22 protein-coding genes are annotated in these 24,586 nt (G+C 64.4%); 10 read left to right on the forward strand and 12 right to left on the reverse strand.

Going from position 1 to position 24,586, the window contains the following annotated elements; translation table 11 throughout:
• The first annotated feature begins 106 nt into the window (after positions 1-106).
• From AC5Y49_RS04300 to AC5Y49_RS04325, 6 genes are read left to right on the forward strand one after another with little or no spacing between them, the layout of a single operon-like run.
• A complete protein-coding gene (locus AC5Y49_RS04300) occupies positions 107-928 on the forward strand; it encodes an enoyl-CoA hydratase/isomerase family protein (RefSeq protein WP_499884511.1) in 822 nt (273 codons plus the stop codon).
• Positions 929-954: 26 nt separating this feature from the next.
• Positions 955-1,758 (forward strand): enoyl-CoA hydratase/isomerase family protein, encoded by an 804-nt coding sequence (locus AC5Y49_RS04305; RefSeq protein ID WP_499884512.1) that lies wholly within the window; start codon positions 955-957, stop codon positions 1,756-1,758.
• The gene (locus AC5Y49_RS04310; protein ID WP_499884513.1) at positions 1,755-2,537 is read left to right on the forward strand and encodes an enoyl-CoA hydratase/isomerase family protein; all 783 of its coding nucleotides are present in this window, start codon (positions 1,755-1,757) and stop codon (positions 2,535-2,537) included. The genes AC5Y49_RS04305 and AC5Y49_RS04310 overlap by 4 nt, the downstream gene beginning before the upstream one ends.
• On the forward strand, positions 2,534-4,003 hold the full coding sequence (locus AC5Y49_RS04315) for a class I adenylate-forming enzyme family protein (protein ID WP_499884514.1): 1,470 nt from the start codon (positions 2,534-2,536) through the stop codon (positions 4,001-4,003). The genes AC5Y49_RS04310 and AC5Y49_RS04315 overlap by 4 nt, the downstream gene beginning before the upstream one ends.
• Entirely contained in the window at positions 3,993-5,564 is a 1,572-nt protein-coding gene (locus AC5Y49_RS04320) for a class I adenylate-forming enzyme family protein (RefSeq protein WP_499884515.1), read from the forward strand. Before AC5Y49_RS04315 ends, AC5Y49_RS04320 begins: the two co-directional genes overlap by 11 nt.
• Positions 5,557-7,104, forward strand: a complete 1,548-nt coding sequence (locus AC5Y49_RS04325) for a class I adenylate-forming enzyme family protein (protein ID WP_499884516.1) — start codon at positions 5,557-5,559, stop codon at positions 7,102-7,104. Before AC5Y49_RS04320 ends, AC5Y49_RS04325 begins: the two co-directional genes overlap by 8 nt.
• Here the strand turns inward: AC5Y49_RS04325 and AC5Y49_RS04330 are convergent.
• From AC5Y49_RS04330 to AC5Y49_RS04350, 5 genes are all read right to left on the reverse strand, one after another.
• Entirely contained in the window at positions 7,066-8,280 is a 1,215-nt protein-coding gene (locus tag AC5Y49_RS04330) for a cytochrome P450 (protein WP_499884517.1), read from the reverse strand. The two genes, AC5Y49_RS04325 and AC5Y49_RS04330, sit on opposite strands and share 39 nt — an antisense overlap.
• A 24-nt stretch (positions 8,281-8,304) precedes the next feature.
• Entirely contained in the window at positions 8,305-9,444 is a 1,140-nt protein-coding gene (locus AC5Y49_RS04335; protein WP_499884518.1) for a spirocyclase AveC family protein, read from the reverse strand.
• Positions 9,445-9,448: 4 nt separating this feature from the next.
• A complete protein-coding gene (locus tag AC5Y49_RS04340; RefSeq protein WP_499884519.1) occupies positions 9,449-10,567 on the reverse strand; it encodes an ABC transporter substrate-binding protein in 1,119 nt (372 codons plus the stop codon).
• A 95-nt stretch (positions 10,568-10,662) separates the two neighbouring features.
• Positions 10,663-11,502: a CbbQ/NirQ/NorQ/GpvN family protein gene (locus AC5Y49_RS04345; protein ID WP_499884520.1), complete on the reverse strand. Its 840-nt coding sequence runs from the start codon at positions 11,500-11,502 to the stop codon at positions 10,663-10,665.
• 141 nt (positions 11,503-11,643) lie between these two features.
• Complete coding sequence (locus tag AC5Y49_RS04350; RefSeq protein WP_499884521.1) at positions 11,644-13,332, reverse strand: nitric oxide reductase activation protein NorD; 1,689 nt, start codon at positions 13,330-13,332, stop codon at positions 11,644-11,646.
• 162 nt (positions 13,333-13,494) lie between these two features.
• Between AC5Y49_RS04350 and AC5Y49_RS04355 the strand changes: the two genes are divergently transcribed.
• Together AC5Y49_RS04355 and AC5Y49_RS04360 are read left to right on the forward strand one after the other, a co-directional pair.
• The gene (locus AC5Y49_RS04355) at positions 13,495-14,472 is read left to right on the forward strand and encodes an SDR family NAD(P)-dependent oxidoreductase (protein WP_499884522.1); all 978 of its coding nucleotides are present in this window, start codon (positions 13,495-13,497) and stop codon (positions 14,470-14,472) included.
• The gene (locus AC5Y49_RS04360) at positions 14,469-15,125 is read left to right on the forward strand and encodes a nitroreductase family protein (RefSeq protein ID WP_499884523.1); all 657 of its coding nucleotides are present in this window, start codon (positions 14,469-14,471) and stop codon (positions 15,123-15,125) included. The genes AC5Y49_RS04355 and AC5Y49_RS04360 overlap by 4 nt, the downstream gene beginning before the upstream one ends.
• On the opposite strand, the gene AC5Y49_RS04365 is transcribed toward AC5Y49_RS04360, so the two are convergent.
• The 6 genes from AC5Y49_RS04365 to fabG all read right to left on the reverse strand — a co-directional run bounded on the left by AC5Y49_RS04365 (position 15,106) and on the right by fabG (position 21,262).
• Positions 15,106-15,984 (reverse strand): mycofactocin-coupled SDR family oxidoreductase, encoded by an 879-nt coding sequence (locus AC5Y49_RS04365; protein WP_499884524.1) that lies wholly within the window; start codon positions 15,982-15,984, stop codon positions 15,106-15,108. The genes AC5Y49_RS04360 and AC5Y49_RS04365 overlap by 20 nt on opposite strands.
• A gap of 157 nt (positions 15,985-16,141) precedes the next feature.
• Positions 16,142-16,840 (reverse strand): GntR family transcriptional regulator, encoded by a 699-nt coding sequence (locus tag AC5Y49_RS04370; RefSeq protein ID WP_499884525.1) that lies wholly within the window; start codon positions 16,838-16,840, stop codon positions 16,142-16,144.
• Positions 16,841-16,842: 2 nt separating this feature from the next.
• Positions 16,843-18,039, reverse strand: coding sequence for an acyl-CoA dehydrogenase family protein (locus tag AC5Y49_RS04375; protein ID WP_499884526.1), 1,197 nt, complete (start codon positions 18,037-18,039; stop codon positions 16,843-16,845).
• A 15-nt stretch (positions 18,040-18,054) separates the two neighbouring features.
• The gene (locus AC5Y49_RS04380; RefSeq protein WP_499884527.1) at positions 18,055-19,242 is read right to left on the reverse strand and encodes a CoA transferase; all 1,188 of its coding nucleotides are present in this window, start codon (positions 19,240-19,242) and stop codon (positions 18,055-18,057) included.
• A gap of 2 nt (positions 19,243-19,244) precedes the next feature.
• Complete coding sequence (locus AC5Y49_RS04385) at positions 19,245-20,468, reverse strand: acetyl-CoA C-acetyltransferase (RefSeq protein WP_499884528.1); 1,224 nt, start codon at positions 20,466-20,468, stop codon at positions 19,245-19,247.
• Entirely contained in the window at positions 20,465-21,262 is a 798-nt protein-coding gene (gene fabG / locus AC5Y49_RS04390; protein ID WP_499884529.1) for a 3-oxoacyl-ACP reductase FabG, read from the reverse strand. The genes AC5Y49_RS04385 and fabG overlap by 4 nt, the downstream gene beginning before the upstream one ends.
• 57 nt (positions 21,263-21,319) lie before the next feature.
• On the opposite strand from fabG, the gene AC5Y49_RS04395 reads away from it, so the two are divergent.
• Together AC5Y49_RS04395 and AC5Y49_RS04400 are read left to right on the forward strand one after the other, a co-directional pair.
• Entirely contained in the window at positions 21,320-22,495 is a 1,176-nt protein-coding gene (locus AC5Y49_RS04395) for an acyl-CoA dehydrogenase family protein (RefSeq protein WP_499884530.1), read from the forward strand.
• Positions 22,492-23,313 carry a mycofactocin-coupled SDR family oxidoreductase gene (locus tag AC5Y49_RS04400; RefSeq protein ID WP_499884531.1) on the forward strand — a complete coding sequence of 274 codons (822 nt, stop codon included), beginning with the start codon at positions 22,492-22,494 and terminating at the stop codon, positions 23,311-23,313. Before AC5Y49_RS04395 ends, AC5Y49_RS04400 begins: the two co-directional genes overlap by 4 nt.
• A gap of 90 nt (positions 23,314-23,403) precedes the next feature.
• Here the strand turns inward: AC5Y49_RS04400 and AC5Y49_RS04405 are convergent, their stop codons facing one another.
• The gene (locus AC5Y49_RS04405) at positions 23,404-24,465 is read right to left on the reverse strand and encodes a phosphotransferase family protein (protein WP_499884532.1); all 1,062 of its coding nucleotides are present in this window, start codon (positions 24,463-24,465) and stop codon (positions 23,404-23,406) included.
• Positions 24,466-24,586 lie beyond the last annotated feature (121 nt).

Here is a 24,586-nt window from a genome sequence, read left to right on the forward strand (position 1 = left end):
AAGCGGCTGTTCCGCCGACAGGCTTTCCTTGCTAAGTTATACAGAGTAGCAATCGTATCGCCTACTGTATGGGTAACCGTAGCGGCGGGGAAGGGCGGATTCAACGGTGAGTCAACAGCTCGACCCCGAGCCCGGCGAGGGCTCGCTTACCGTAGGCCGCGAAGGCGGTGTCCTGCGACTGACCCTCGACCGGCCGTCCCGACGCAACTCGTTGAGCCAGTCCATGATTGAGGCGTTCGTCGCCGCGTTGACCGAGGCCGCCACCGACGACTCGCTGCGCGCCATCTACATTCGCGGCGCCGGCGACGACTTCTGCGCCGGCGCAGACTGGGTCGCCACCAACGACGCCGGTCAACCTCGTCCGCGTGCCGGACACCTCGTCCGCCGTATCCCCCACGCCGCTCACCGCGTGATCGAGCTGATCCACACCGTCCAGCTGCCGGTGGTCTGCGCTGTCCGCGGCTGGGCAGTCGGCCTCGGGTGCAATCTGGCGCTGGCCTCCGACTTCACCGTGGCCGCCTCCGACGCCGTGTTCTGGGAGCCGTTTGTGACGCGGGGCTTCAGTCCGGACTCGGGTTCCACGTGGTTGCTGCCCAGGCTGGTTGGGTTGGCGCGGGCCAAACACATGCTGCTGCTGGGCGAAAAGATCAGCGGGACCGACGCGGCGGATTGGGGCTTGATCCATCGTGCCGTCAGCGCGCCGGACCTCGATGACGCCGCCGGCGAACTGCTCAGCCGGCTGGCCGCCGGCCCCACCGTGGCGATCGGGCTGGCCAAACAGGCCATTCACTATGGCCAGCACGCGACGTTGAGCCAGGGTATGACACAGGAACTCCATGGCCTCGAACTGGCTTGCCGGACAGCAGATTTCAAAGAAGGCTTGGCGGCGTTTCGGGAACGTCGCCCGCCGGAATTCCACGGCCGGTGACGGCGCGCCTACTCGAAGGGAACAGCATGCCGTACGACACCATCAAATATGAGGTCGACGGGCACAAGGCCACGATCACCTTGAACCGCCCGGACGCGCTGAATGCGCTGAGTCCGCACATGATCACCGAGCTGAGAGCCGCATACCAGGAAGCCGAAAACGACGACAACATCTGGCTTCTCATCGTGACCGGCAGCGGCCGGGCGTTCTGCACCGGCGCCGACGTCAAGGCAATCCCCGGTGACGGCAAGGTGATCAACGAACGGCCGTACCTGTCCACCTACGACCAGTGGGAAGCGCCGCAGGAGGGCACGCCACCGTTTCGCTCGATGGCCAAACCAGTGCTCGCCGCTATCAACGGTCTGTGCTGCGGGGCCGGACTCGATTGGGTCACCACCGGTGACATCGTCATCGCATCGGACAAAGCGACGTTCTTCGATCCGCACGTCAGCATCGGGTTGGTGGCCGGCCGCGAGGTGGTGCGGGTGGCCCGGGTACTGCCGCGCTCGATCGCGCTGCGGATGGCGTTGATGGGCAAGCACGAACGGATGAGCGCGCAACGCGCCTACGACCTCGGAATGATCAGCGAGGTCGTCGAGCACGACCGCCTGTTGGAGCGCGCCCACGCGATTGCCGACATCGTGAACTCCAACGCGCCGTTGGCCGTCCGGGGTACCCGACTGGCGATCCTCAAGGGTCTGGATCTGCCGCTGCACGAAGCCGAGATGCTGGCCGAGTCGTTCCGGGAGCGCAACCTGCACACCGAGGACTCCCTGGAAGGTCCCAAGGCGTTCGTCGAAAAGCGGTCCCCGGAGTGGCAGTGCCGATGAGCTTTGACACCATCCTGCTCGAGGTGGATGCCCTCGACCGCGTTGCGACCATCACGTTGAACCGCCCCGGCCAACTCAACGCGTTCAACCGCACCATGTGTGAAGAGATGGCCCAGGCCTGGCGGACCGTGAAAGCGGACGACTCGGTCAACGCGGTGGTGCTGCGCGCAGCCGGTGACCGTGCGTTCGGAGTCGGGCTGGACATCACGACGCCGTACGGGCAGCCCGAGAATGTCTGGAATCACGAGGATCCCGGTGAAGCACTCAGCCCGAAGTGGCAGAAGATGTGGAAACCCGTGGTGTGCGCCGTGCAGGGGATGTGCACCGCCGGTGCATTCTATTTCATCAACGAATCCGACGTGCTTATCTGCTCGGACGATGCGACGTTTTTCGATTCCCACGTGTCTGCTGGCTTGGTCTGCGCACTCGAGCCCATCGGGTTGATGCGCCGCATCGGCCTTGGTGAGGCACTGCGAATAGCGCTGCTCGGCAACGACGAACGCGTCAGTGCCGACACCGCGCTGCGGATCGGCCTGGTGTCGGAGGTGGTGTCGCGCGACCGGCTGTGGGGACGGGCACACGAGATTGCCGCGACAATCGCGGCCAAACCGCCGTCGGCCACTCAGGGCACGGTCAAAGCGATCTGGGAATCGCTGGACAAGCCATACCGCGCGGCCATGGAACAAAATCTCATCTACACCCGGCTGGGCAACCCGATCGGGACAGCACAGCTGGGGGCGCAGGAAGAGCGTCCACCTGTGGAGCCGAGAATTCGGTGACGCCCCACCCGCTCAGTCAGCGCATTGCCGACGTCCTGGCTCTGCAGCCCGACGCACCGGCGCTGGAGCATGAGGGCCGCTGGATGTCGTGGGGCCAGCTCGCTGACATCACCGGCAAGGTCCGTTCCCTCGCCGGTAGTCGACAGGTCGGAATCCTGCTGCGCAACAAGCCCCCCCACGTCGCCGCGCTGTTGGGCGTCCTGCTGGGCGGCGGTACCGTCGTCGTCATCAACCCCTCCCGCGGCGATGAGCGCACGCTCGCCGACATCGACCAGCTGCGACTTCCACTGCTTGTCGGCGAATCCGACGACTTGCCTGTTTCGGCACCCGGCACATCGATAGTCTCGCTTTTCGATCTCGTAAGCGGACGGCCGCTAACTGACCGTGGTGACGACGCTGATCTACGGCCCGGCGTTGCGGTGCGCATGTTGACCAGCGGAACAACCGGGCCGCCCAAGCGAGTTGATCTGACCTACGACATGCTGGCGCACAGCGTGATGGGCCCGGAGTTCGACCGGTCCCCCTCGCCGACGGGCTTGCGGCACGGCGTCGCGATCGTCAACTCGCCGCTGGTCCACATCGGCGGCGTGTTCCGCATACTGCAGTGTGTCGCCGAGGCACGGCCTTTCGTGCTGTTGGAGCGATTCGAGCTCGACCGCTGGGCCGATGCGGTCCGCAGGCACAAGCCGCGGGCGGTGTCGCTGGTGCCCGCCGCGTTACGGATGGTGCTGCATTCCGAGCTGACGCGTGAGGACCTGCACAGTATCCGCGCCGTCACGTCCGGCACTGCGCCGCTGTCTGCCGAGGACGCCGAGGCGTTCACCGCCAAGTACGGGATTCCCGTACTGACATCTTATGCGGCAACCGAATTCGGTGGCGGCGTCGCGAGCTGGACATTGGCCGACCACCAGAAGTACTGGGTTGACAAACGCGGCAGCGTAGGACGCGCCAGTCTCGGTGCGCAATTGCGGGTGGTCGACAGCGACGGCGCACCGCTCGGGCCAAACCAGGTTGGGCTGCTCGAGGTCAAACCGGGACAGCGTGGGCCATCCGCCGAGTGGATGCGCACCACGGATCTGGCCCGCATCGATGCCGACGGGTTTTTGTGGATCGTCGGCCGCGCCGACCAGGCCATCATCCGCGGCGGCTTCAAGGTCATGCCGGACGACATCCGCATCGCTTTGGAGAGCCACCCCTGCGTTGCGGGAGCTGCGGTGGTCGGGCGGCGCGACGAGCGCCTCGGCGAAACACCCGTCGCGATGGTCGAACTGCGGGAGGCGGGTACCGCCGATACCGATGCGCTCGTGGAGTATCTCCGAAACCGGCTGGCGCGCTACGAGGTTCCCGCCGAGATCGCCATTGTCGATGAAATCCCGAGGACCCCGTCGGGTAAGCCGGACCTTGGCGCGATCCATCGCTTCTTCGGCGAGGCAGTGCCTGCTACGCAGGGCGACCATGGCGGGTGACTCGGCTACGGTCGCGACAGTCCTGCGTCGGCAGGCAGCTTCCAGAACAGACCACCCATTGCTGATTTGCGACGACGAGCGGATCAGCTACGACGAAGCCGAGCGGTGTTCGGCACGGTTGGCCCGCGGACTGGTCGCGCTCGGCGCCGGCAAGGGCACCCATGTCGGCCTGCTCTATCCCAATGGTCCGGCATTCGTCGTCGGGATGCTGGCCGCAGCGCGGATCGGCGCTGTGGTCGTCCCGTTTTCCACCTTCGCCACCGCCGGCGAGCTGCGCCACCAACTGGTCGACAGCGACGTCGAAATCCTGCTCGCCGCCGCGGCCTACCGTTCCCACGACTACACGCAGCGCCTTGCCGACGTGGTACCCGACGCCGATATCGATTCCGGCGAACGCCTATTCAACATTCACGCCCCAGCCTTGCGTCATGTGATCATCGACCTCGACGGCGTCCACCGGCTCGCCAAGACTGTTGATGAGCCGCTGTTGAGCGCGCTCGAAGACGACGTCGACGGGTCGGACCCGCTGGCCATCATCTACACATCGGGCACGACAAGCACACCGAAGGGCGTGCTGCACACCCAGGCCGCACTATTGCACCATCAGCGCAACCTCAACGCCATCCGGGGCCTGACGACCAGCGACACACTGTTCTGCAATTCCCCGTTCTTCTGGATCGGCGGATTCGCATTCGCGTTGCTTGCCACCCTGGTCGCTGGATCGACGCTGCTGTGCTCCAATGCTTCCGAGCCCGCCGCGACGCTGGATTTGCTGGAGACCCAACGACCGACAGTCACCAACGGTTTCGCCGCAGCTGTCTCCGACCTGGCGCAGCACCCGAGCTTCGGTCGCCGGAATCTGACATCGATACGGCGCGGTAATTTGTATCCGATCATGGCGGCGGATGTGCAGCCGACCGATCCAGAATTGCGCCACAACATGCTCGGCCTGACCGAAGCCGGCAGCGTCGTATTGATCAGCAACGACGAAACCGACCAGCCCGAACATCGTCGTGGTTCGTTCGGCAAACCGGCTCCCGGCTTCGAGATCAAGATCGTCGATCCTGACAGCGGCGCCCCAGTCGAAGACGGCGAACTCGGTGAACTGTGTATCCGCGGCGGCTATCTGATGCAGCGGTACTACAAACGCAGCCGCGAAGATTCCTTCGACGTCGATGGCTGGTTTCGCACCGGTGATCTGGTTGCCGCCGACCGTGACGGGTTCTTGTACTTCGTACGGCGCCGCGATTCGATGATCAAGACCGCCGGCGCCAACGTCTCACCCACGGAGGTGGAGAAGGCCATCACCAAAGTCACCGGGGGCGCGGTGGCCCATGTTTTCGGCATCCCTGATCCCGAGCGCGGGCAGGCGGTGGCAGCGGTGGTCACTTTGGAGACCGGCACGCAGTTCGACGAAGCCGCGGTCCGCCAGCGACTCAAGACTGAGCTCTCAGCGTACAAGATTCCGACGAGGTTTGCCGTCCTCCAGCGCTCCGACGTCCCGCTGCTGTCCAGCGGCAAGGTCGACATGCAGCAACTGAAGACGATGTTCGATGTCTGACGCCACGATCGACCAAGTGGTGCGTATACGCGCCGCACAACACGGCGCCAAGCCGATGGTGATCGACTCCAACTCCCGGCTCAGCTACCACGAACTCGACACCACCACACGCGATTTGGCGGCGGCGTTCATCGAAGCAGGTGTCGGGAAAGCGAGCCGCGTCGGGTTGATCATGCCCAACAGTGTCGGTTGGGTGCGGATCGCTATGGCACTGACGCGGATCGGTGTCGTGCTGGTTCCGCTGAGCACGCTGTTGAAGCCGCCGGAACTGATAGCCCAACTCCGGGTCGCGTCGGTGCAGTTCCTGATTAGTGTGGAGGAATTTCGCGGGCATCGCTACCTTGATGGCTTGTCAGACGCCAAACTTCCTGCACTGCGTCAGGTTTGGCGCACCGACCTACTGCCTTACGCCGTCGGGTCTGCCGCGCACATCGTCGACGCATTGGCCGAGACAGTCACACCCAGCGACCCGATGGTCATCATGTTCACCTCCGGCAGCAGCGGGCCGCCGAAAGGGGTGGTGCACTCGCACGGCAGTGCGCTGGGCGCTGTGCAGGCCGGCCTCGCCAGTCGCTGCATCAACTCGAACACCCGGTTATATCTGCCAATGCCGTTCTTCTGGGTTGGTGGATTCGGCAGCGGTGTGCTGTCGGTGTTACTGGCTGGTGCGACGTTGGTGACCGAAGAAATCCCCCACCCCGAGACCACGCTGCGTCTGTTGGAGCGTGAGCAAGTCACGTTGTTTCGCGGCTGGCCTGATCAAGCCGAAGCGCTGGCGCGCCACGCCGGCACCGCCGACCTGTCAGCTCTGCGCCCGGGCAGCCTGGAAGCACTACTCCCGCCCGAGCAGCGCAGCGAGCCCGGGGCGCGCGCCAACCTGTTCGGCATGACCGAGGCTTTCGGCCCGTATTGCGGCTATCCCGCCGACACCGATATGCCTGAATCCGCCTGGGGCAGCTGCGGTAGGCCATTCCCCGGTGTGGAGGTACGGATCACCGATCCGGATACCGGTGAACCTGTCGCGGCGGGAACCGTCGGCATGATTGAGATCCGGGGGCCCCACACGCTGCGGGGCATCTGCCGGCACAGCCGAGAGGAGGTGTTCGCTGTCGACGGCTTCTACCGCACCGGCGACCTCGGGCGCCTCGACGAAGACGGTTTCCTGTTTTATCACGGCAGATTCGACGACATGTTCAAGGTCAGCGGCGCCACCGTTTACCCCAGCGAGGTGGAGGCGGCGCTGCGGACCATCGACGGTGTCGTTAATGCCTTTGTCACCAACGTGGTTGGCGTTGCCGACGATCTGGTGGGCGCCGCAGTAGTGTGCGACTCGCCGATGACTGCCGAACAATTACGGGGCTCCGCGCGCAGCCTGCTCAGCTCATTCAAAGTACCGGCAGTGTGGTTGCTGGTCGGCTCCGACGACGACATACCCCGCGGGCCTACTGGCAAGGCCGATGTCGGTCGGCTGCGGGAGATGCTGGCAGCCCAGATCGAGGTCCTACCCAACGTCGAAGAGAACCGGCAGCGATGTCGGTGAGCGGAACACCTGACCGCGGATATGCGGATCGTCGCCGTCGGGGTCTAAACGCAGGTTGGGCAGCCGGTCAAGCAGCAGATTGATCGCCGTCCGCATCTCCATGCGGGCCAAATGCATGCCAAGGCAGACGTGTACACCGTGACCCCAGCCCAGATGGCTTTTTGCCTGTCGCGAGATGTCGAATTGATCGGGCTCGGGATAGCGGTCCTCCTGACGGTTGGCCGACCCCAGCATCGGCATGACCGACGAGCCGGCCGGGATGGGCACTCCGCCAAGTTCGGTGTCGCGTGTCGCGACCCGCGTGATCGTCAACAATGGGGGCTCCCACCGCACGCCCTCTTCGATCGCCTGCGGCAGCAAGGACCGATCGGCGCGGATCGCGTCCAGCTGCGCAGGATCGGACAGCAACGCAAGTAGCAGGTTTCCCAGGGCCCGGTATGTCGTCTCGACGCCGGCAGGCAACAACAGACGACAGAACGAATAAATCTCCTCGTCTTCGAGCTTCTGCCCGTCGATTTCGGCCTGGGCGAGGCCGCTGATCAGATCGTCCGTCGGCTCGGCGCGGCGCGCAGCGAGGATGGGAGCGAAGTAGTCACACAGCGCCGCCGACGCGGCAAGTCCTCGTTCTGGATTAAGAATCCAACTCAGCAGCGAAATCGACCATCGCTGGAACTGCGGGTAATCCTCTTCTGGTAGGCCCAACAGGCCCGCAATAATCTGACTCGGATAGTCAAAGGTGAATTCCTTGACCAGATCGGCCTTGCCGTTGGCCGCGAACTTGTCGATGAGACTATTGGCGACGCGTCCGACCAGCTCATCTTCCCAACGGGCCATTGCTTTTTGAGAGAACGCCTTCGACACCAATGAGCGCAGCCGGCCGTGCACGGGCTCGTCCATGCCCAGCATCACCCGTTCGCCGAGGACCGGCCCGAAAGCCGCGATGACGCCTGACGACGAGAACGTCTCGTTGTCGCGCAGCAGCTGTTGGGCTTCCTCATACCGGTACACGATGAAGACTGGCTTGGAGTCCTCATGCGGCATCCCGGAGGTGTCCAGGCGCTGAACCGGCTCCTCGCGGCGAAGCCGCGCAAGCTCCGTATAGGGATCGCGCACGTCACCGGAGACGGCGGCATCGAAGGCGCCGAAGTCGTCGAGGTCGTCGAAAAGCTGTTCCATACGTTCTCCTAAGAGATGCTCGGCCTACGCTTCTGGCGTCGCGCAGGCTCCTTCGCCGGGCGGTGGTGGCTGGACTTCTGGCCTGCCCTTCGGTTGCCCGCTCATCCATGTCGACCAGATGCCGACCGAGTATGGCCCCGGTGCGCCCTCTTTCTCGTAATAACCTTGCGGGTCATAGACTTTGGCTTCTGGATAGGGCCATGGGCAGGCAACGGAGGTCGCTGCTCCAGTGGCCTTGATGGCGCCGAACCATGCGCCGTAGGCGAAGTAGGCCACGTTGATGATGGCGAGCATCACCAGGAATGTGCCGAGCACCGGCCGAGCGGGCAGAGCTTTTGTTTTCGCGGCGAGCTTCTCGGCCACCGACTTTCCGGTGTCGTCGCGATAACACAGGATCGCCGCCGGCACCATCACGAAAGTGACCGCGAACGACTCCCAGATCAGCGGGAACTGGAAGGTCGTGCCGGTGAACACCGACCCCCACGGAATCACCTGCGAGTAGATGTACATGCCGGTGTGAACGAGCTGTATCTCCAGCCACGCGTCGAAGATGAAGCCGATCACCAAAACCAACAGCCCAAGGCTGATCAGCGGGTGTCGTGACACGAAAGCTGCAGGCCCGTACTTTGCCTGCAGTTTGCGCAGAATCCAGATCCCCGGGAAATAGGGCCCGAAATAAAAGGTCACGTAACCGAACACGAGGAATGGCTCGACGGTCGGCGACAGCGAGACCAGCGGCCACGATTCCGGCCAGTGGATGAGTTCGGGGTTGTAAACCGCGAACGGCGCCCAGTTCATGATCGGGTCCTGCCACACGATCAACGTGGTGCACAGGAACATCAGCATGGCCGGGCTGCCGGGATTGCGTCGCCAGCCGACGATGAAGACGACGACCAACACGACCAGCATTACGATCGTGGAGATCTGCAAAAACCCGATCCAGTAATTCCACCCTAAAAAGAACTCGACCGGACGTGGCCGACCTTGCACGTTCGGGTTGGCGACGCGCGGATCGAGGCTGGTGCGGCAGACGGCGACGAAGAACAACACGAACGCCGCCAGCGCGAAGCCGGAAAGCCAGCGGCCCCAGTTGGGTCTGTCGCTGCCGTGCGGGGTGGGCGGTTTCTCTTCTGCGACTGAAGGAGTGGACTCTTCTGTGGTCATCGCATCAATCTTCCGCGCCGAAGCGATCGACCAGGTGGGAGTTGACGCCGTCGGCATCGAGGGTGCGAGCCACCAAGTAGCCGGCGCCCATCCAGGCTCGACGGGTCCACTTGCCGAAGGAAACTCGCGTACCCGGCGCGCCTGAGGCCGCGGGCATCATCTTCACTCGTTCCAGCGCCTCCTTGACTCCGCGCGGACTCAGCGGGTGCGCGTCTGTGAACGCCCGGACCAAGGTTGCCGCCACGTCGTGGTTGACTACCGATACGCAGTATTCGGGGCGGCTGCCGTTGTACTTCTTGGCGTACCGGTCCAGCCAGGCCTGCCCGATTGAGTTGTTCTCGTCATACTGGTCGACTCCGATCCAGCCCATGAACGCATTCCACATGATCGGGTTGACCCAGGCGTTTTGGAACGCCGTGGTGGTGAAACGCGGCGGGTCCCAGCTGACCGCCTCGAGCGCGGGATTGATGAAGACAATCCCGAAACCGAACCCGAGGTGCACAATCGCCTGCGATTTGGCCTCGTGCAGGCTCAGCACGGCATCGTTGATATCCTGCGCCGTCTGCGCAATGGCCGCCTCCGCCACGATACGAATACCTTTGCGGGCACACGCACTTCGCAGATTTTTCAAATATGACTCGCCGATCAGGTTCTGCTCGACCAGCACACCAATCTCGGTTAACCCGCGCTTGGCGACCAGATCAACAAGGAAGATCGGTTCGTCGGTCATCGAACCCTGCGGGAAGGAGAACGTCCACTCGCCGAGCCAGTCGTCGGTTCCGGTGACGCTGATCGCCGGCACCTTGAACCGTTCCTCGATGGCCTCGCGCACGGGCACACAGTTGTCGGTGATGTTCGGACCGAACACCACCAGGCAGCCTTCGTCTACGAGGTCCCCGTACGCGTCGATCACCGCCTTCACCGATCCCTTGGGCAAACCCTCCACTTCGCGGTAGATCATCTGCACCGGTCGGTCCATCAGGCCCTGTTCAACCGCCTCCTCGAAGACGAGGTCGAAGCACTGTGTGAACGAGGCCAACAGCTCCTCCGGGAAGCCGGGAGGGAGCGTGAAGTCCATCAAATATCCGACCTTGATCGGCTCAGCACTGCTTTCGTAGGACATGCGACCTCCACGGGACGAATCGAACGCAGTTATTCTGACGACCTAATATTTGTTCAGACCCTAGCGACGGCTGGGTGTACCCGTCAATCACCTGTTCACGCCGACGCACCCAGATACAGCTCGATCATTTCGTTGAGCGCGCGACTTACCGATGCCTCATCGGTCAGCGGACCTGCGATCGCGGCGTTAGCCGCCTCCACCATGCTCAGGCCCTCGGTGACCAGCCGGCCCGCTGCTATGAGAACCCGCGTCGACGCGACCTCGCGCAGGCCGCCGGTCTCCAGACGCCGGATTGCCTGCCCCAGGCGAACCAGTTCGGCGGCTGTGGCGCCGTTCACGCCGGCCTCATGGGCGACGATCGTCTCCTCGACTTCAGGGCTGGGGAAGCCGAACTCGATGGCGGTCATGCGTTGGCGGGTGGAGTCTTTGAGATCTTTCAGCACACTCTGGTATCCGGGGTTGTACGACACCACCAGGCCGAAACCCGCTGCGGCGTCCAGCGTTACGCCCAGGCGTTCGATGGGTAGCTGGCGGCGGTAATCGGCCAACGGGTGTAGTACGACGGTCGTGTCCTGGCGCGCTTCCACCACCTCGTCGAGGTAGCAGATCGCGCCTTCGCGCACAGCGCGGGTCAGTGGCCCGTCAACCCACACCGTCTCGTCACCGCGCAATAGGTATCTGCCGACGAGGTCCGCGGTGGTGAGGTCGTCGTGGCAGGCGACGGTAATCAGCGGACGGCCGAGGTCGTGGGCCATCGCCTCGACGAACCGGGTCTTGCCGCAGCCGGTTGGACCTTTCAGAACTATCGACAGGCCTTGGCGATACGCCGCCTTGAAGACGGCTTCCTCGTTGCCTACCGGCTTGTAGTACGGACGCGGCGCTTCGTCCTGCGCCACCGTGCCGTTGTAGGCCGTGAGCCCGGGCTCGTTAACCATTGTCAAAACCCCTCGCCGTCAACGGTCCTCGTCTGGCCGGTGGACAACTCATGGCTTCCCTTCCATCGCCCCCGCTCCGCTGCGCCCAATCGGAAGCCTAGCCTGGAACAGATGTTTGTTTCAAGCCGCGGTCGGGACGAGTCATGACACACGTCGACGAACCTCCGCGGAGTGCAACGCCGAGCGGAACAGCGGCCCGATCACGGCGGTGAGCTGGTCAGGCCGGCCGATGCTGGCGTGGGCAGCGCTGCCGAAGACGGTGCGCAGCGACGCCACGTCCGTGCTTGCCCCGACGGTCAGGCACACACACCCGGTCCCACGGCGGCGGGCCTCTGTCAACGCGCGGCGGGCATCGGCGGCGCCGTAGGCCCGCTCGTAGCCGTGGTCGTAGGCCAGTCCGTCGGAGAGCACCACCAACAACCGTCGAGAGGTTCCGCCGCGGGCCTCCAGCACTGCCGACCCGTGTCGGATCGCGGCGCCCAGGCGCGAGTAGGCGCCAGGCTCCAGGCTGTTCAACCTCCGGAAAATCCGGGTGTCGAGATGATCGTTGAATCGCTTCAACGGAACCATGTGCACAGCGCCACGGCCCTGCGAATAGTACGCATACAGTGACACCCGGTCGCCTAGATCATGCAGTGCGACAGTGAGATTGGCAGCCGCGGTGCGCTGCTGCTGATGCACGGTTCGGCCGATAGTGCCGGGTTCGGCTGTCGAGCCCGACACGTCGAGCAGGAGCAGGACCGACAGGTCACGCCGTCGACGCAGGCTATCCAGGTAGACCGCCTCATCGGCCACCGAACCGGCCAGGATCTCCACCCGGGCCTCCACGGCGGCGTCGATGTCGATGTCGTCGCCCTGTGATTGACGGTGGCGGCGATGAAGGCCCATCCCCAGGCGCGCGAGGGGCCGTCGCAGCGCGATCGTCTCCTCGACGGCCGCAGCAGCAGATGCCTTCACGCGCGGCGGGATCTCGCGCACCGTGCACCAGTCGGGTCGATAACTCTTGCGATTGACGTCCCATTCCGGGTATTTCACGCCGTCGGACGCCACATCGGCGACGTCCTCGGCAGGCGCGGACGCGGTTGACGATACGGCGTAGGCGCCGCGGTTGGCCGAGTTGGTGCGGTGGGTTGGGGTATCGGCGCCGGGCGGCCCGCCACCACTGCCGCCAGAACGACGCGCCGAGGACAGCAGCTTCTTCAACCACTTGCCGATGAAGCCGCCTCCGCCGACGGGACTGGTGAAAAATTCAGGCTCGCCGCTGTTCATTACCTCGCCGTCGTCGAGCTCTTCGAGTTCCTGTGCGGTGGTGCCGCGTCGAGGTACGTGTCCCGGGCTGTCGTGGTCGACCTGCTTGCCGGCCAGTTTGACCGCGGACAACACCTTCTTGGGCCGGATGACGCCGAAGCTTGCCGGCGACTCATCGAGTGCGGTCCGCCCCGATGCAATGGCCAATGACGTCGTTGCCGAATCACTGTGGCATGCGAGGTCAGGGTTGACCAGCGCGGTCAACGGACTCGGCAGCAGATCGGCGTTGGCCGCCAGGGCGCGATGCCCCTCGACGGCCAGGTAGCGCAACGCCAAGCGCGGCCGCGACAGTGCGCGCACGATCTCGGGGTCGAGACTGCCGGCTGCGATCAATGATGCGTGTACGGCCACCGACTCCACCTTCGTGCGGACGGTGGCCGTGGGGTCGATGAAAATGGTTTGGCCGTCGGTCCACGCGGGCTCACCTGAATTGAGCGGCGCCACCGCGACGGGCCGGCCCGCAAGCGCCGAGCCCAGCATGCCCAGTACCTGCAGACGGTCGCTGTCAGCGTCGTCGCCCACGCAGCCGCCTCCACTCTCCGGTCGAGTTGACCAAATATCTGTTCCACCGTAGAGTCGCACCGGACTGGAGTCAATTGGACGTCTCGATGTCTACCTCGAGTCGATCACCGCGTTTCTGGACGCACGCGCCCGACGAACCAACGAAACAGAAGAAATCGCACAATGATTGATTTCACCGAGCAAGTGGCGGTGGTCACCGGCGCCGGCCGTGGCCTCGGACGGTTGTACGCACTCGATTTGGCGCGTCGCGGTGCGGCGGTGGTGGTCAACGACCTCGGCGGAAGCATGCGCGGCGACGGCGCCGACGCCGGCGTGGCCGATGCGGTGGTCCGCGAAATCACGCGGGCCGGCGGAAACGCGGTTGCCTCCTACGATTCGGTCGATACGGCCGAGGGTGCTAAGGCGATCGTCGATACTGCCGTCGAAACGTTCGGAAGACTCGACGCCGTGGTGAGCAACGCAGGGATCTTCGGCAGCGTGCCATTCGAAGATCTCTCACTCGACGACTGGAACCGAATGCGGCGCGTGCACCTCGATGGCGGCTTCTACCTTTCGCAACCCGCCTATCGCGTGATGAAAGCCAAAGGTGGCGGCAGATTCGTGTTCATCTCCTCATCGGCGGGCATCTTCGGCCAGCCCATGGAAGCCCACTATGCCGCGGCCAAGGCCGGGCTGGTCGGCTTGACGAATGTGATCGCGATCGAAGGCGAGGCCCATGGCGTCCTTGCTAATTCCGTTATGCCGACCGGTTTCTCGCGCATGGTCACCGAGACAGTCGGCGACGAAAAGTTCCTCACCGAGTCCGGCTTCATGCGCGCGATTCGTCCCGAGCTCGTGGTGCCGCTGGTAACCTTCCTGGCCAGCACGGCCTGCACGTTCACCCACCGCAACTACTCCGCCTGCGCCGGACGCTACGCGCGCGTGTTCGTCGGGCTTAGCGACGGGTGGTTGGCCGACGCCGAGAGCGCACCGACTGCGGAGGATATCGAGGCGCACCTCGAGCAGATGTCGTCGACCGAGACGTTCATCGTGCCCGCCTCGATCGTCGACGAGGTGCTCGACGTGTGCGACAGACGGGGCATCAGCGCCATGCCCGATAACGCGGACATCGCCTTTCCTGAACCAGGGCGGCGCTCATGAACATCAACGAGCTGCTCACCTGCACCAGGTCCGCCCGTCGGTCACTCGATCTGGACGCAACCGTCGACATCGACGAAATCCGCGAGTGCCTGCGCATCGGCTTGCAGGCGCCCAACGGCTCCAACCAGCAGTCGTGGCGGTGGCTGATCATCACCGAGCCGGCGCTGCGGCACAAGATTGCCGCCCTGTATCGGGAGGCGTATTTGAGCAAGGTGGGTGGGCAGCTCATCGCCGCCTTCATGCCGCAGGACAGCCCGGAAGGCCGACTGATGACCTCCACTGAGTGGCTGGTCGAACACCTGGCGAACGTTCCCGCGTTGGTCATTCCGTGCTACGAGCCCACCATGCCGCGGGCCCCCGGCGATGAATCGTTCTACCAGGCAACACTTTACGGATCCATCTTTCCGGCAGTGTGGAACTTTCAGCTTGCATTGCACACTTACGGCTACGGCACCTGCATCACCACGTTGCATCTGCACCGCAAGGAAGCGGTACGCGGCCTGTTGGGTGTTCCCGAGTCCTACGTGCAGGGATGCTTGCTACCCGTCGCTCGGCTGCGGACAGGCCACAACGTGAGGCCGGCTCCAAGGCGACCACTTGCCGAGGTCGTCGCCATCGATGGGTGGGATGGACTTATCCCCCAGGTCCGTTAGGCCACTTCAGCAACGAGCCGGCATCAACGCGGATCTGTTGCCCGGTGATGTAGCGACTTTCGTTGCTGGCGAGGAAGACTCCCAGATTGGCCATGTCCTCTGGTTCGACGTACGGAATGGGCATGGCCTGGAAGATAGTGAACAGTGGTTCGGCGTCCTCACGGGTGGCCTGCTTGCCCTCGGCGGTGAGGTCGGGCCGGAACATGCTGTACATGCCGTCGTTCTGCAATAGGTGCGTGTTGCAGTTAGTCGGGTGGATCGCATTAACCCGGATCATCCGGGGGGCCAGATGCAGACTCATCTCCTCGACGTATTCCATCACGATGCGCTTACTCCACCCGTATCCGGCACCCCCGGGGCCCATGTTCGGGTTGTCCGTGGTGCCGCGGATCATGCCTGCGGTCGAACCCGTGACGATGATCGACGAGCCATCGGCCAGGTGCGGAATAGTGACGGCGACGGTGTTCATCACGCCGAGTAGGTCGACGTCGGATGCGTCGACAAACTGCATCGGATCGGGCTTGCCCATCGCCATCGGAAGAATGCCGGCGTTGGCGACGACGATGTCGATCCTGCCCAGGTCGGCAAGCCCAGCCTCAACCGCGTCGCGCAACTCATGGCGCTCCCGCACGTCCGCGATCCTTGCAATGACCCGGCGTCCGAGTTCCTTGACCGACCGCTCCGTTTCAGCGAGGTCGTCGGGCGTCGCCAGCGGATACGGGTTCGACTCGATCTGGCGACAGATGTCGACGGCGATGATGTCAGCGCCCTCTTTGGCCATGGCGAGGGCGTGGGCACGTCCCTGACCGCGCGCCGCGCCGGTAATGAAAGCGACCTTGCCTGCTAACTTTCCGGGCATTCGTCCTCCGCTGATCGTCGGCGCGTAGGCGGTCCCACGCTCGAATGATGACCGAACCTACGAGATGGATCCGGTTAAGGCAAGAGTGTGCGGCACAAAGATTTGGTATTGCATCACGAGGAGTGTAACCCGCGGCATTGATGCTCTGACGACCGGATCAGCGAGCACCGGAGTTCGCGTCGCTCGCGTCCTCGACGACACCGTGCTCGATGAGATGGTCGATCAACGGAGCCGCGCCGGCGGCCAGGTGCTCCGACATGGCTTTCCGGGCAGCGCCATCGTCGTGTGTTTCGAGTGCGGCCAACACCCGGCGATGGTCTTTGATCGACTGATCGGGCCAGCCGGCGATGGCAGGGAACACCGATTCCGGTGCGTAGCGGGTGATTTGCGACATCAATTGAGCAAGTTTTGGCGAGTCGGCGGCAACGTTGATCGCCCGGTGAAAGTCGTGGTTGAGCCGCACGGTCAGCTCGTCATCCGCACCGGCATAGGCGTCTTCCAGCCGGGCCTGGATTTCTTTGAGCTCGCGCAGTTGGTCGTCGTCGATGTTGAGCGCGGCCCGTGCCGCGAGCTCGCCGCCGACGTGTGCCTGAACATTGGCGACGTCAGCGAGATCTCGTCCCGTCACCGGCAAGACCACGAAGCCGCGGCGCGGCTGCTGGGCCAACAATCCTTCGGCGCGCAGCTCGAACAAGGCCTCACGCACAGGTGTCACGCTGATGCCCAATTCCGCGGCCAGCTGATCCAGCCGCACGTACTCTCCCGCCGAGTAGGTGCCGTCGAAGATTCGCCTACGCACGTAGCGCGCAACGTCTTCCGATAGTTGCGGCCGTACGGCGAAATCGGGGGCGTTCACAGTCAAATCCGGTAGTCGGCCAGCAGCCGCCTGCTGATGATCTGCTTCTGAATCTCGCTGGTTCCCTCGCCGATGAGTAAGAACGGTGCGTCGCGCATCAGTCGCTCGATCTCGTATTCTTTGGAGTAGCCGTAACCACCGTGGATGCGGAAGCTTTGCTGGGTGACCTCCGAGCAGTATTCGCTGGCAAGGTATTTCGCCATGCCGGCGGCGACATCGTTACGTTCCCCGGAGTCTTTGAGCCGCGCGGCGTTGACCATCATCAGATGTGCGGCCTCGACCTTGGTTGCCATTTCGGCGAGTTGGAATGCAATGGCCTGGTGCTCGGCGATCGGCTTGCCGAATGTGTGTCGCTGCTGGGCGTATCGGACTGCGAGTTCGAAGGCCCGCACAGCGACCCCGCAGGCCCGCGCCGAGACATTGACACGACCGACCTCGATACCGTCCATCATCTGGTAGAAGCCCTGGCCCGGTACACCGCCCAACACGTCGTCGGCGCTGGCCACGTACCCGTCGAAGATGAATTCGGTGGTATCAATGCCCTTATAGCCCAACTTGTCGATCTTGCCCGGGATCACCAGCCCCGGTGCGACCTCGCCGAACCCGACCGGCTTCTCGATGAGGAAGGCCGTCAGGTTGCGGTGCGGCGACTCTGCTCCCTCATCGGTGCGCACCAACGCCGCCACCAACGTGGAGCTGCCGCCGTTGGTGAGCCACATCTTCTGGCCGTCGATGGTGTAGGTGGTGCCGTCGGGATTGCGTGCCGCGCGGGTGCGGATCGCTGCGACGTCGGAGCCCAACTCCGGCTCGGACATTGAGAACGCGCCACGGACTTCGCCCGTTGACATTCTCGGCAGCAGTCGTTGCTTCTGGGCTTCGGTGCCGTGTTGGCGCACCATGTAGGCGACGATGAAGTGGGTGTTGAGCACACCGGAGATGCTCATCCAACCGCGCGCCAACTCCTCCACGCACAGCGCGTAAGTCAGCAGTGACTCCCCCAGTCCGCCATACTCGGTGGGGATCATCATCCCGAACAAGCCCATGTCACGCATCTGGTCGACGATGGCCTGCGGGTAAGTGTCGGTTCGTTCGAGCTCGGGTGCGTTGGGAATGACTTCCTTCTCGACGAACTGCCGGACAGTGGCGATGATCTCGGTCTGAAAGTCGGTAAGGCCAACCGTCTGGGCAAGTCTGGTCATGCAACTCTCCTCTGATTAGCAGGCAATGGTTTTCGCGGTGGCCAGCCGCTCGATATCAGCGGTGCTCAACCCCAATCGACCGGTGAGAACGTCGACCGTGTCGATGCCGAGTGCGGGGGCCGGCCCACTCCCCGGGTGGGTGCCGTCGACGGCCATCGGCATGCCCGGTGCGAGATAGTCACCCAGTCCGTCTTGGTGTAGCCGGGAAAACAGCGGATTGTCCGTCACCCGTTGGTCTTCGGCAACCTGTGCGAAGCTCCGGTAGCGCTCGAACAAGACTGTGGTGGCCGACAATGCTGCGGTGATCTCGGCGGCGGAGTGCTCGCTGAACCAGGTTGCGAACAGGCCGCTCAGCACGTCTCGGTAGCGGTAGCGGTCGCCTTCGGTGCTGAAGTCGGCACCGAGGGCTTCGCCAAGCGCGGACATCGCGGCGCCGGTGCCCGTGACCTCGACCAGGTCGCGGAAGTGCCGCTTGGTCAACGTGACAACCATGAATGCGGCGCCGTCGCGGCTGGTGAAGTCCTGACCGTACTGACCGTAGATGGCATTGCCCACTCGTGGGCGTTGGGTGCCGTTGACTTGCGGCTCGGTCAACAGGCCCAGGTTGCCGGCGGTGGCAAGTGCGACATCTTCCAGTGCGAGAGTGACTTTGGCGCCCTCACCGGAATGGTCGCGACGGCGCAGCGCGGCGGTCACCGCCAGTGCGGCGTACAACCCGCAGCACACATCCCAGGCCGGCAGCACATGGTTGATCGGACCGCCGTGCTCAGCCGGGCCGGTGACAAGCGGGTAGCCGGTCGCCGCGTTGACCGTGTAATCCACGGCAGTGGAACCGTCGCCACGGCCGAGTAACTGGACGTGGATGATGTCGGAGCGCAGCGCGACTAACCGCTCGTAGGACAGCCACGACAGCCCCGCGGCGTTGGTCACCACGACGCCGTCCCCTTCGACGATTAGCCGCTGGACCAACTCCTGGCCGTCGGGTGAGCGTAAATCGATAGTGACCGACCGCTTGCCTCTGTTCAGTCCGGTCCAGTAGATCGAGGTGCCACTGGCTGCCAACGGCCAGCGGTTGACGTCGGATGCGCCGCCAATCGGGTCGACTCGAATCACTTGCGCGCCCAATTGATTCAGCGTCATACCGCACAACGGTGCGGCGACGAAGCTCGACACCTCGACGACTATGACATCGTCTAATGGCATATTCACGACGCAACCCGTTCAAACACCGCGGCCAGTCCCTGGCCGCCACCGATGCACATGGTTTCCAGGCCGTAGCGGGCTTGGCGTCGTTGCAGTTCGCGCGCCAGCGTGGCCAGCATCCTACCGCCGGTCGCGCCGACCGGATGGCCCAGCGAGATTCCGGATCCGTGCACGTTGGTGCGCTCCCGATCCGATGCGGTGAACCCCCACTCCCGCATCACCGCGAGCGCTTGGGCCGCGAACGCCTCGTTGAGCTCGATGAGCTCAATGTCGCTCAATTGCAGCCCTGCTTTGGCCAGTGCGACCTCGGTGGCGGGCACCGGACCGATACCCATGACGTTGGGCGCCACTGCCGCAGCCCCCCACGACACCAGCCGGACCAGCGGCGTGAGGCCCAGTTCGTCGGCCTTCTGTGGCGTGGTCACCACGCACATCGACGCTGCATCATTTTGTCCGCTGGAGTTCCCGGCCGTCACCGTCGCCTCCGGGTCATCAGCCAGCAGAACCGGTTTGAGCTTGCTCAGCGACTCGACCGACGTGTCGGCACGCGGATGTTCGTCGGTATCGGTCAGTTCTTCACCCTGGCGCGTGCGCACCGCGACGGGGATGATCTCTTCGGCCAGGATGCCGTCCTTCTGCGCGGCCACCGCCCGCCGGTGTGAAGTCACCGCGAGTTCGTCCTGCTCCTGGCGCGAGATCTCGTATTGCCGGCGCAAGTTCTCGGCGGTCTCCAACATGCCGCCGGGCACCGGGTAGTGGCGACCGCCGGCGGTCGTCCGCCCGCGAGCGAGCCCGTCGTGCACCCGCACACCGCCGCGGGCACCGCCCCAACGCATGTCGGTCGAGTAGAACGCCACGTTGCTCATGCTCTCCGCGCCACCGGCGACGACGAGGTCGTTGTCGCCGCTGGCGACTTGCAGGCACGCCTGGATGACCGCTTGCAGCCCTGAGCCGCAGCGGCGGTCGACTTGCATGCCCGGCACCGTCACCGGCAGTCCCGCGTCGAGTGCTACCACCCGTCCGATCGCCGGTGCCTCGCTGCTGGGATAGCAGTGGCCGAGGATGACGTCGTTGACGGCTTCCACTGGGATACCGGTTCGCTTCAGCAGCCCGGTCAGCGCGGCGACACCGAGGTCGACGGCGGTCAGCGACTTGAACATTCCGCCGTAGCGACCGATCGGTGTGCGCACGGGTTCACAGACGACGGCTTCTCTCGGCCCGGTCACATGAACCGTCCGCCGGTGACGTCCAGGACCGTGCCGGTCATGTACGACGACAGGTCGGAAGCCAAGAACAGCGCGACGTTGGCGACTTCGGCCGGCTCACCGGCGCGGCCCATCGGGACTTCAGATACCTTGTCGTCCCAAATACGTTGCGGCATCGCTTCGGTCATCGCCGAGCGGATCAAGCCGGGCGCGATTGCGTTTACCCGTACACCGAGGTGGGCGAGCTCCTTGGCGGCGGCCTTGGTCATCCCCACGATTCCGGCCTTGGCCGCCGAGTAGTTGGTCTGCCCGACCATCCCGACCTTGCCCGACAGCGACGACATATTGACGATCGCGCCGCGCTTGTTCTCCCGCATGATCCCGGCGGCCTTCCGGAGGCCATTCCAGGTTCCCTTCAAATGCACCGCGATGACTTGGTCGAACTGTTCCTCGGTCATCTTGCGCATCGTCGCATCGCGGGTGATCCCGGCGTTGTTGACCATGATGTCCAAGCTGCCGAACCGGTCGACGGCGGCGGCGACCAACGCGTCGACGTCGGCTGCGAGCGTGACATCGCAGCGCACCGCGAGCGCGACATCATCGCCGCCGAGTTGCGTGGCCGCGGCCTGCGTTGCCTCGAGATTCACATCGCCAAGCACGATGCGCGCACCCTCGGCGACGAACCGCTCGGCGATCGCGAATCCCAATCCCTGGGCTCCACCGGTAACGACTGCGGTTTGACCGGTCAGCAATGACACCTGATCACCATCCTCTTCGTGCTCGGACCCCCGACATCTTCGCACATCATATTTCATATATGATCGCCCTGGGTTTGGGCGGCTGCCGCCGTCCGGAAGGGAGTGCGGACTTTCATGGCCGCTGCCGCCGTCGACGACGACGATTTTCAGCAGATCCTTGCGCAGACTCGCCAATTCGTCCGCACCGCCGTCATCCCGCGCGAGCAGGAGATCCTGGCTAGCGACCGGGTGCCCGACGACCTTCGCGAGCAGGCCAAGAAGATGGGGCTGTTCGGATATGCCCTCCCGCAGGAGTGGGGTGGACTCGGTTTGGACCTCGCCCAAGACGTCGAACTCGCGATGGAGTTGGGCTATACCTCGCTGGCGCTGCGCTCGATGTTCGGCACCAACAACGGCATCGCCGGCCAGGTCTTGGTCGGCTTTGGCACCGACGAGCAGAAGTCGCGCTGGCTGGCGGCGATGGCCTCCGGCGACGTCGTCGCCTCGTTCGCGCTGACCGAGGCCGGCGCCGGGTCGAATCCGGCTGGACTGCGCACCAAAGCCGTTCGCGAGGACGATGATTGGGTGATCTCCGGCGAGAAACGCTTCATCACCAATGCACCAGCGGCCGACCTGTTCGTGGTGTTCGCCCGCACCCGGGCCGCGGACGACGCGGGTCCGGGCATCGCAGTGTTCTTGGTTCCCGCGGATGCCGCGGGCGTCGAGGTCGGCGCCAAGGACGCGAAGATGGGCCAGGAAGGGGCGTGGACGTCCGACGTCCGCTTCACCGACGTCCGGGCACCCGGCGACGCGCTGGTCGGCGGTAGTGAGGATGTCGGCTATCGGGCGGCCATGACCTCCTTGGCCCGCGGCCGGATCCACATCGCCGCGCTGGCGGTGGGAGCCGCGCAGCGGGCACTGGATGAATCGGTGACCTATGCGGCCACCGCCACCCAGGGCGGCTCCCCGATCGGCAATTTTCAACTGGTGCAAGCCATGCTGGCCGACCAGCAGACCGGGGTGATGGCCGGGCGCGCGATGGTCCGTGAGGCTGCCCGGCTGTGGATCACCGACCAGGACCGCCGGATCGCACCGTCGGCAGCAAAGCTGTTCTGCACCGAAATGGCCGGCAAGGTCGCAGATTTAGCGGTGCAAGTTCACGGCGGCAGTGGCTACATGCGCGAAGTTCCGGTGGAACGGATCTACCGCGACGTTCGGCTGCTGCGACTCTATGAGGGGACCAGCGAGATTCAACGCCTGATCGTCGGATCGAATCTGGTCAGGGCGGCGTCGAAAGGACAGCGTGCATGAGCGGTCGGCTGACGGGCAAGGTGGCCTTCATTACCGGAGCGGCGCGGGGCCAAGGTCGCGCGCACGCCGTCCGGATGGCCCGCGAGGGCGCCGACATCATCGCCGTCGATGTCGCGGGCAAGCTGCCGTCCTGTGTGCCCTACGATTCGGCCACCCCGGAGGATCTCGCCGAAACGGTGCGCCTGGTGGAAGCCATTGACCGTCGAATCTTTGCCTCCAGCATCGACATTCGAGACTTTGACGGACTGCGCGAGGCAGTCCGCGACGGCGTGACGACGTTGGGACGACTGGATATCATCGTCGCCAACGCCGGTATCTCGGCACCGCAGGCCTGGAACGACATCACCCCCGAATCGTTTCGGGATGTCATGGACGTCAACGTCACCGGCACCTGGAACACCGTGATGGCGGGCGCGCAATCGATTATTGACGGTGGCCGCGGTGGGTCGATCATCTTGATCAGCTCCGCGGCCGGGATGAAGATACAGCCGTTCATGGTGCACTACACGGCCAGCAAGCACGCCGTGACCGGGATGGCCCGCGCGTTCGCCGCCGAGCTGGGCAAGCATTCGATCCGGGTCAACAGCGTACATCCGGGACCGGTGAATACCCCGATGGGCAGCGGCGACATGGTCGCCGCGATCACCAGCACCGCCGAAACCAATCCACAGCTGACCAATATGTTGACCCCGTTTCTGCCGAGTTGGGTGGCCGAGCCGGAAGACATTGCCGACGCGGTGTGCTGGCTGGCCAGCGATGAATCACGCAACGTCACGGCAGCCCAGATCGCGGTCGACCAAGGCTCTACGCAGTACTGATGGGCCGACGCTCATCCGCGCGAGCGTGCGTGTCCCCGGCCGACACGCCGGTCTAATTACCGGGTTTGCGCACGCTCGCGCCGAAGGAATTCAGCCGCCGATCAGGTCCAGCGTGCCGAGATCGCGGATCGCCTGGCAGCCGCGGCTCAGCATGGTCAGCACCATCTCGTCGCCGCGGTCGGTGGCCGTGGCGAACGCGAAGCCTAGCGCGGAGATCAGCAGGGCTTGCGGCATACCGAGTCGGTAGTCGCGCCAGCATGTTTCACGGTCATAACCGGTGACGCCGTGGCCGATGAGCCTTCGATGATATTCCTCGACAAGGTCTGCTTCGATCGCAGAGCGTAGTTCGGGCTTGAGGCTGGTGGCGGTGAAGTAGGCGAGATCGCGCGCAGGGAGGCCAACGCCCAGCGTCTGCCAGTCGACCACCGTGATGTTTTTGGTGTCGTAGTTGAACAGCATGTTGTCGAGTCGGTAGTCGCCGTGCAGCAGGGAGAAGCGGTTTTGTTCGGCGAGCAGCCAGGGCGTCACCAAACCCATGGTGGTTATGAAGGTTTCCCGGTCGACCATGCTCATCCGGTCGCCGAGCTTGTCCAGCGTGATGTCAGCGCTCATCTGCGCGACCTCGCCCAGGCCGTTGGCCAACGCTTCATCGGGCCGGGCGAAGGCAATGCCGGGGAAATCCAGCCAGATCGGATCGCACCAGCTGGGTCCGTGCAAGCCGGCCAACGCTGTGACGGCGAGCCGTGCTTCCTGCTCCCCGCATCCGGCGATTTGGTCACCCTGTACCGCTGGCGCCTGGTCGGCGAGCAGCAGCGCGTACTCCATCGCGTTCTCGGTGATCGCGCAGTAGAAGCACTGCGGTACCGGTACCTCGACCCGGTCAGCCACTCCGGCGTAGAACGCGCATTCGCTGCGGTAACCGATCGTCACCCGGTCGCGCACGGTGTCGTCTTGCGCGGGCAGTTTGATCACAAAGGTGGCCGGCAAACCGTCCGGATTGGCCGTGTAGCTGGCCGTCACCCGATACGTCGCCCCGGTTTGCCCGGTGCCGATCGCCGTGACGTCGACCGTGGACACCGCGATTGCCGAGCCGCGATCGCTGAGCACTTCCGACAACCATTCGCGGGTGACGTCGGCCGGGTATCGCGGCATCGGCCCGTTTGTGTGTTCAGTACCCATCGCCGAGATATGCCTCCGGGTGTCACCAGTGCTCGGACGATCCCGCCCGACTGACACGACAACTGTAAGGCATACGGCATGAGCGGACGTGAAG

The sequence above is a fragment of the Mycobacterium sp. NGS62 genome (assembly GCF_059812285.1).

Bases quoted from the DNA above. Each gene is read 5' to 3' on its own strand.
- AC5Y49_RS04305 (WP_499884512.1), top strand. From the start codon at position 955: ATGCCGTACGACACCATCAAATATGAGGTCGACGGGCACAAGGCCACG.
- AC5Y49_RS04310 (WP_499884513.1), top strand. From the start codon at position 1,755: ATGAGCTTTGACACCATCCTGCTCGAGGTGGATGCCCTCGACCGCGTT.
- AC5Y49_RS04320 (WP_499884515.1), top strand. From the start codon at position 3,993: ATGGCGGGTGACTCGGCTACGGTCGCGACAGTCCTGCGTCGGCAGGCA.
- AC5Y49_RS04325 (WP_499884516.1), top strand. From the start codon at position 5,557: ATGTCTGACGCCACGATCGACCAAGTGGTGCGTATACGCGCCGCACAA.
- AC5Y49_RS04330 (WP_499884517.1), bottom strand. From the start codon at position 8,280: ATGGAACAGCTTTTCGACGACCTCGACGACTTCGGCGCCTTCGATGCC.
- AC5Y49_RS04335 (WP_499884518.1), bottom strand. From the start codon at position 9,444: ATGACCACAGAAGAGTCCACTCCTTCAGTCGCAGAAGAGAAACCGCCC.
- AC5Y49_RS04340 (WP_499884519.1), bottom strand. From the start codon at position 10,567: ATGTCCTACGAAAGCAGTGCTGAGCCGATCAAGGTCGGATATTTGATG.
- AC5Y49_RS04345 (WP_499884520.1), bottom strand. From the start codon at position 11,502: ATGGTTAACGAGCCCGGGCTCACGGCCTACAACGGCACGGTGGCGCAG.
- AC5Y49_RS04355 (WP_499884522.1), top strand. From the start codon at position 13,495: ATGATTGATTTCACCGAGCAAGTGGCGGTGGTCACCGGCGCCGGCCGT.
- AC5Y49_RS04360 (WP_499884523.1), top strand. From the start codon at position 14,469: ATGAACATCAACGAGCTGCTCACCTGCACCAGGTCCGCCCGTCGGTCA.
- AC5Y49_RS04365 (WP_499884524.1), bottom strand. From the start codon at position 15,984: ATGCCCGGAAAGTTAGCAGGCAAGGTCGCTTTCATTACCGGCGCGGCG.
- AC5Y49_RS04375 (WP_499884526.1), bottom strand. From the start codon at position 18,039: ATGACCAGACTTGCCCAGACGGTTGGCCTTACCGACTTTCAGACCGAG.
- AC5Y49_RS04380 (WP_499884527.1), bottom strand. From the start codon at position 19,242: ATGCCATTAGACGATGTCATAGTCGTCGAGGTGTCGAGCTTCGTCGCC.
- fabG (WP_499884529.1), bottom strand. From the start codon at position 21,262: ATGAAATATGATGTGCGAAGATGTCGGGGGTCCGAGCACGAAGAGGAT.
- AC5Y49_RS04395 (WP_499884530.1), top strand. From the start codon at position 21,320: ATGGCCGCTGCCGCCGTCGACGACGACGATTTTCAGCAGATCCTTGCG.
- AC5Y49_RS04400 (WP_499884531.1), top strand. From the start codon at position 22,492: ATGAGCGGTCGGCTGACGGGCAAGGTGGCCTTCATTACCGGAGCGGCG.
- AC5Y49_RS04405 (WP_499884532.1), bottom strand. From the start codon at position 24,465: ATGCCGCGATACCCGGCCGACGTCACCCGCGAATGGTTGTCGGAAGTG.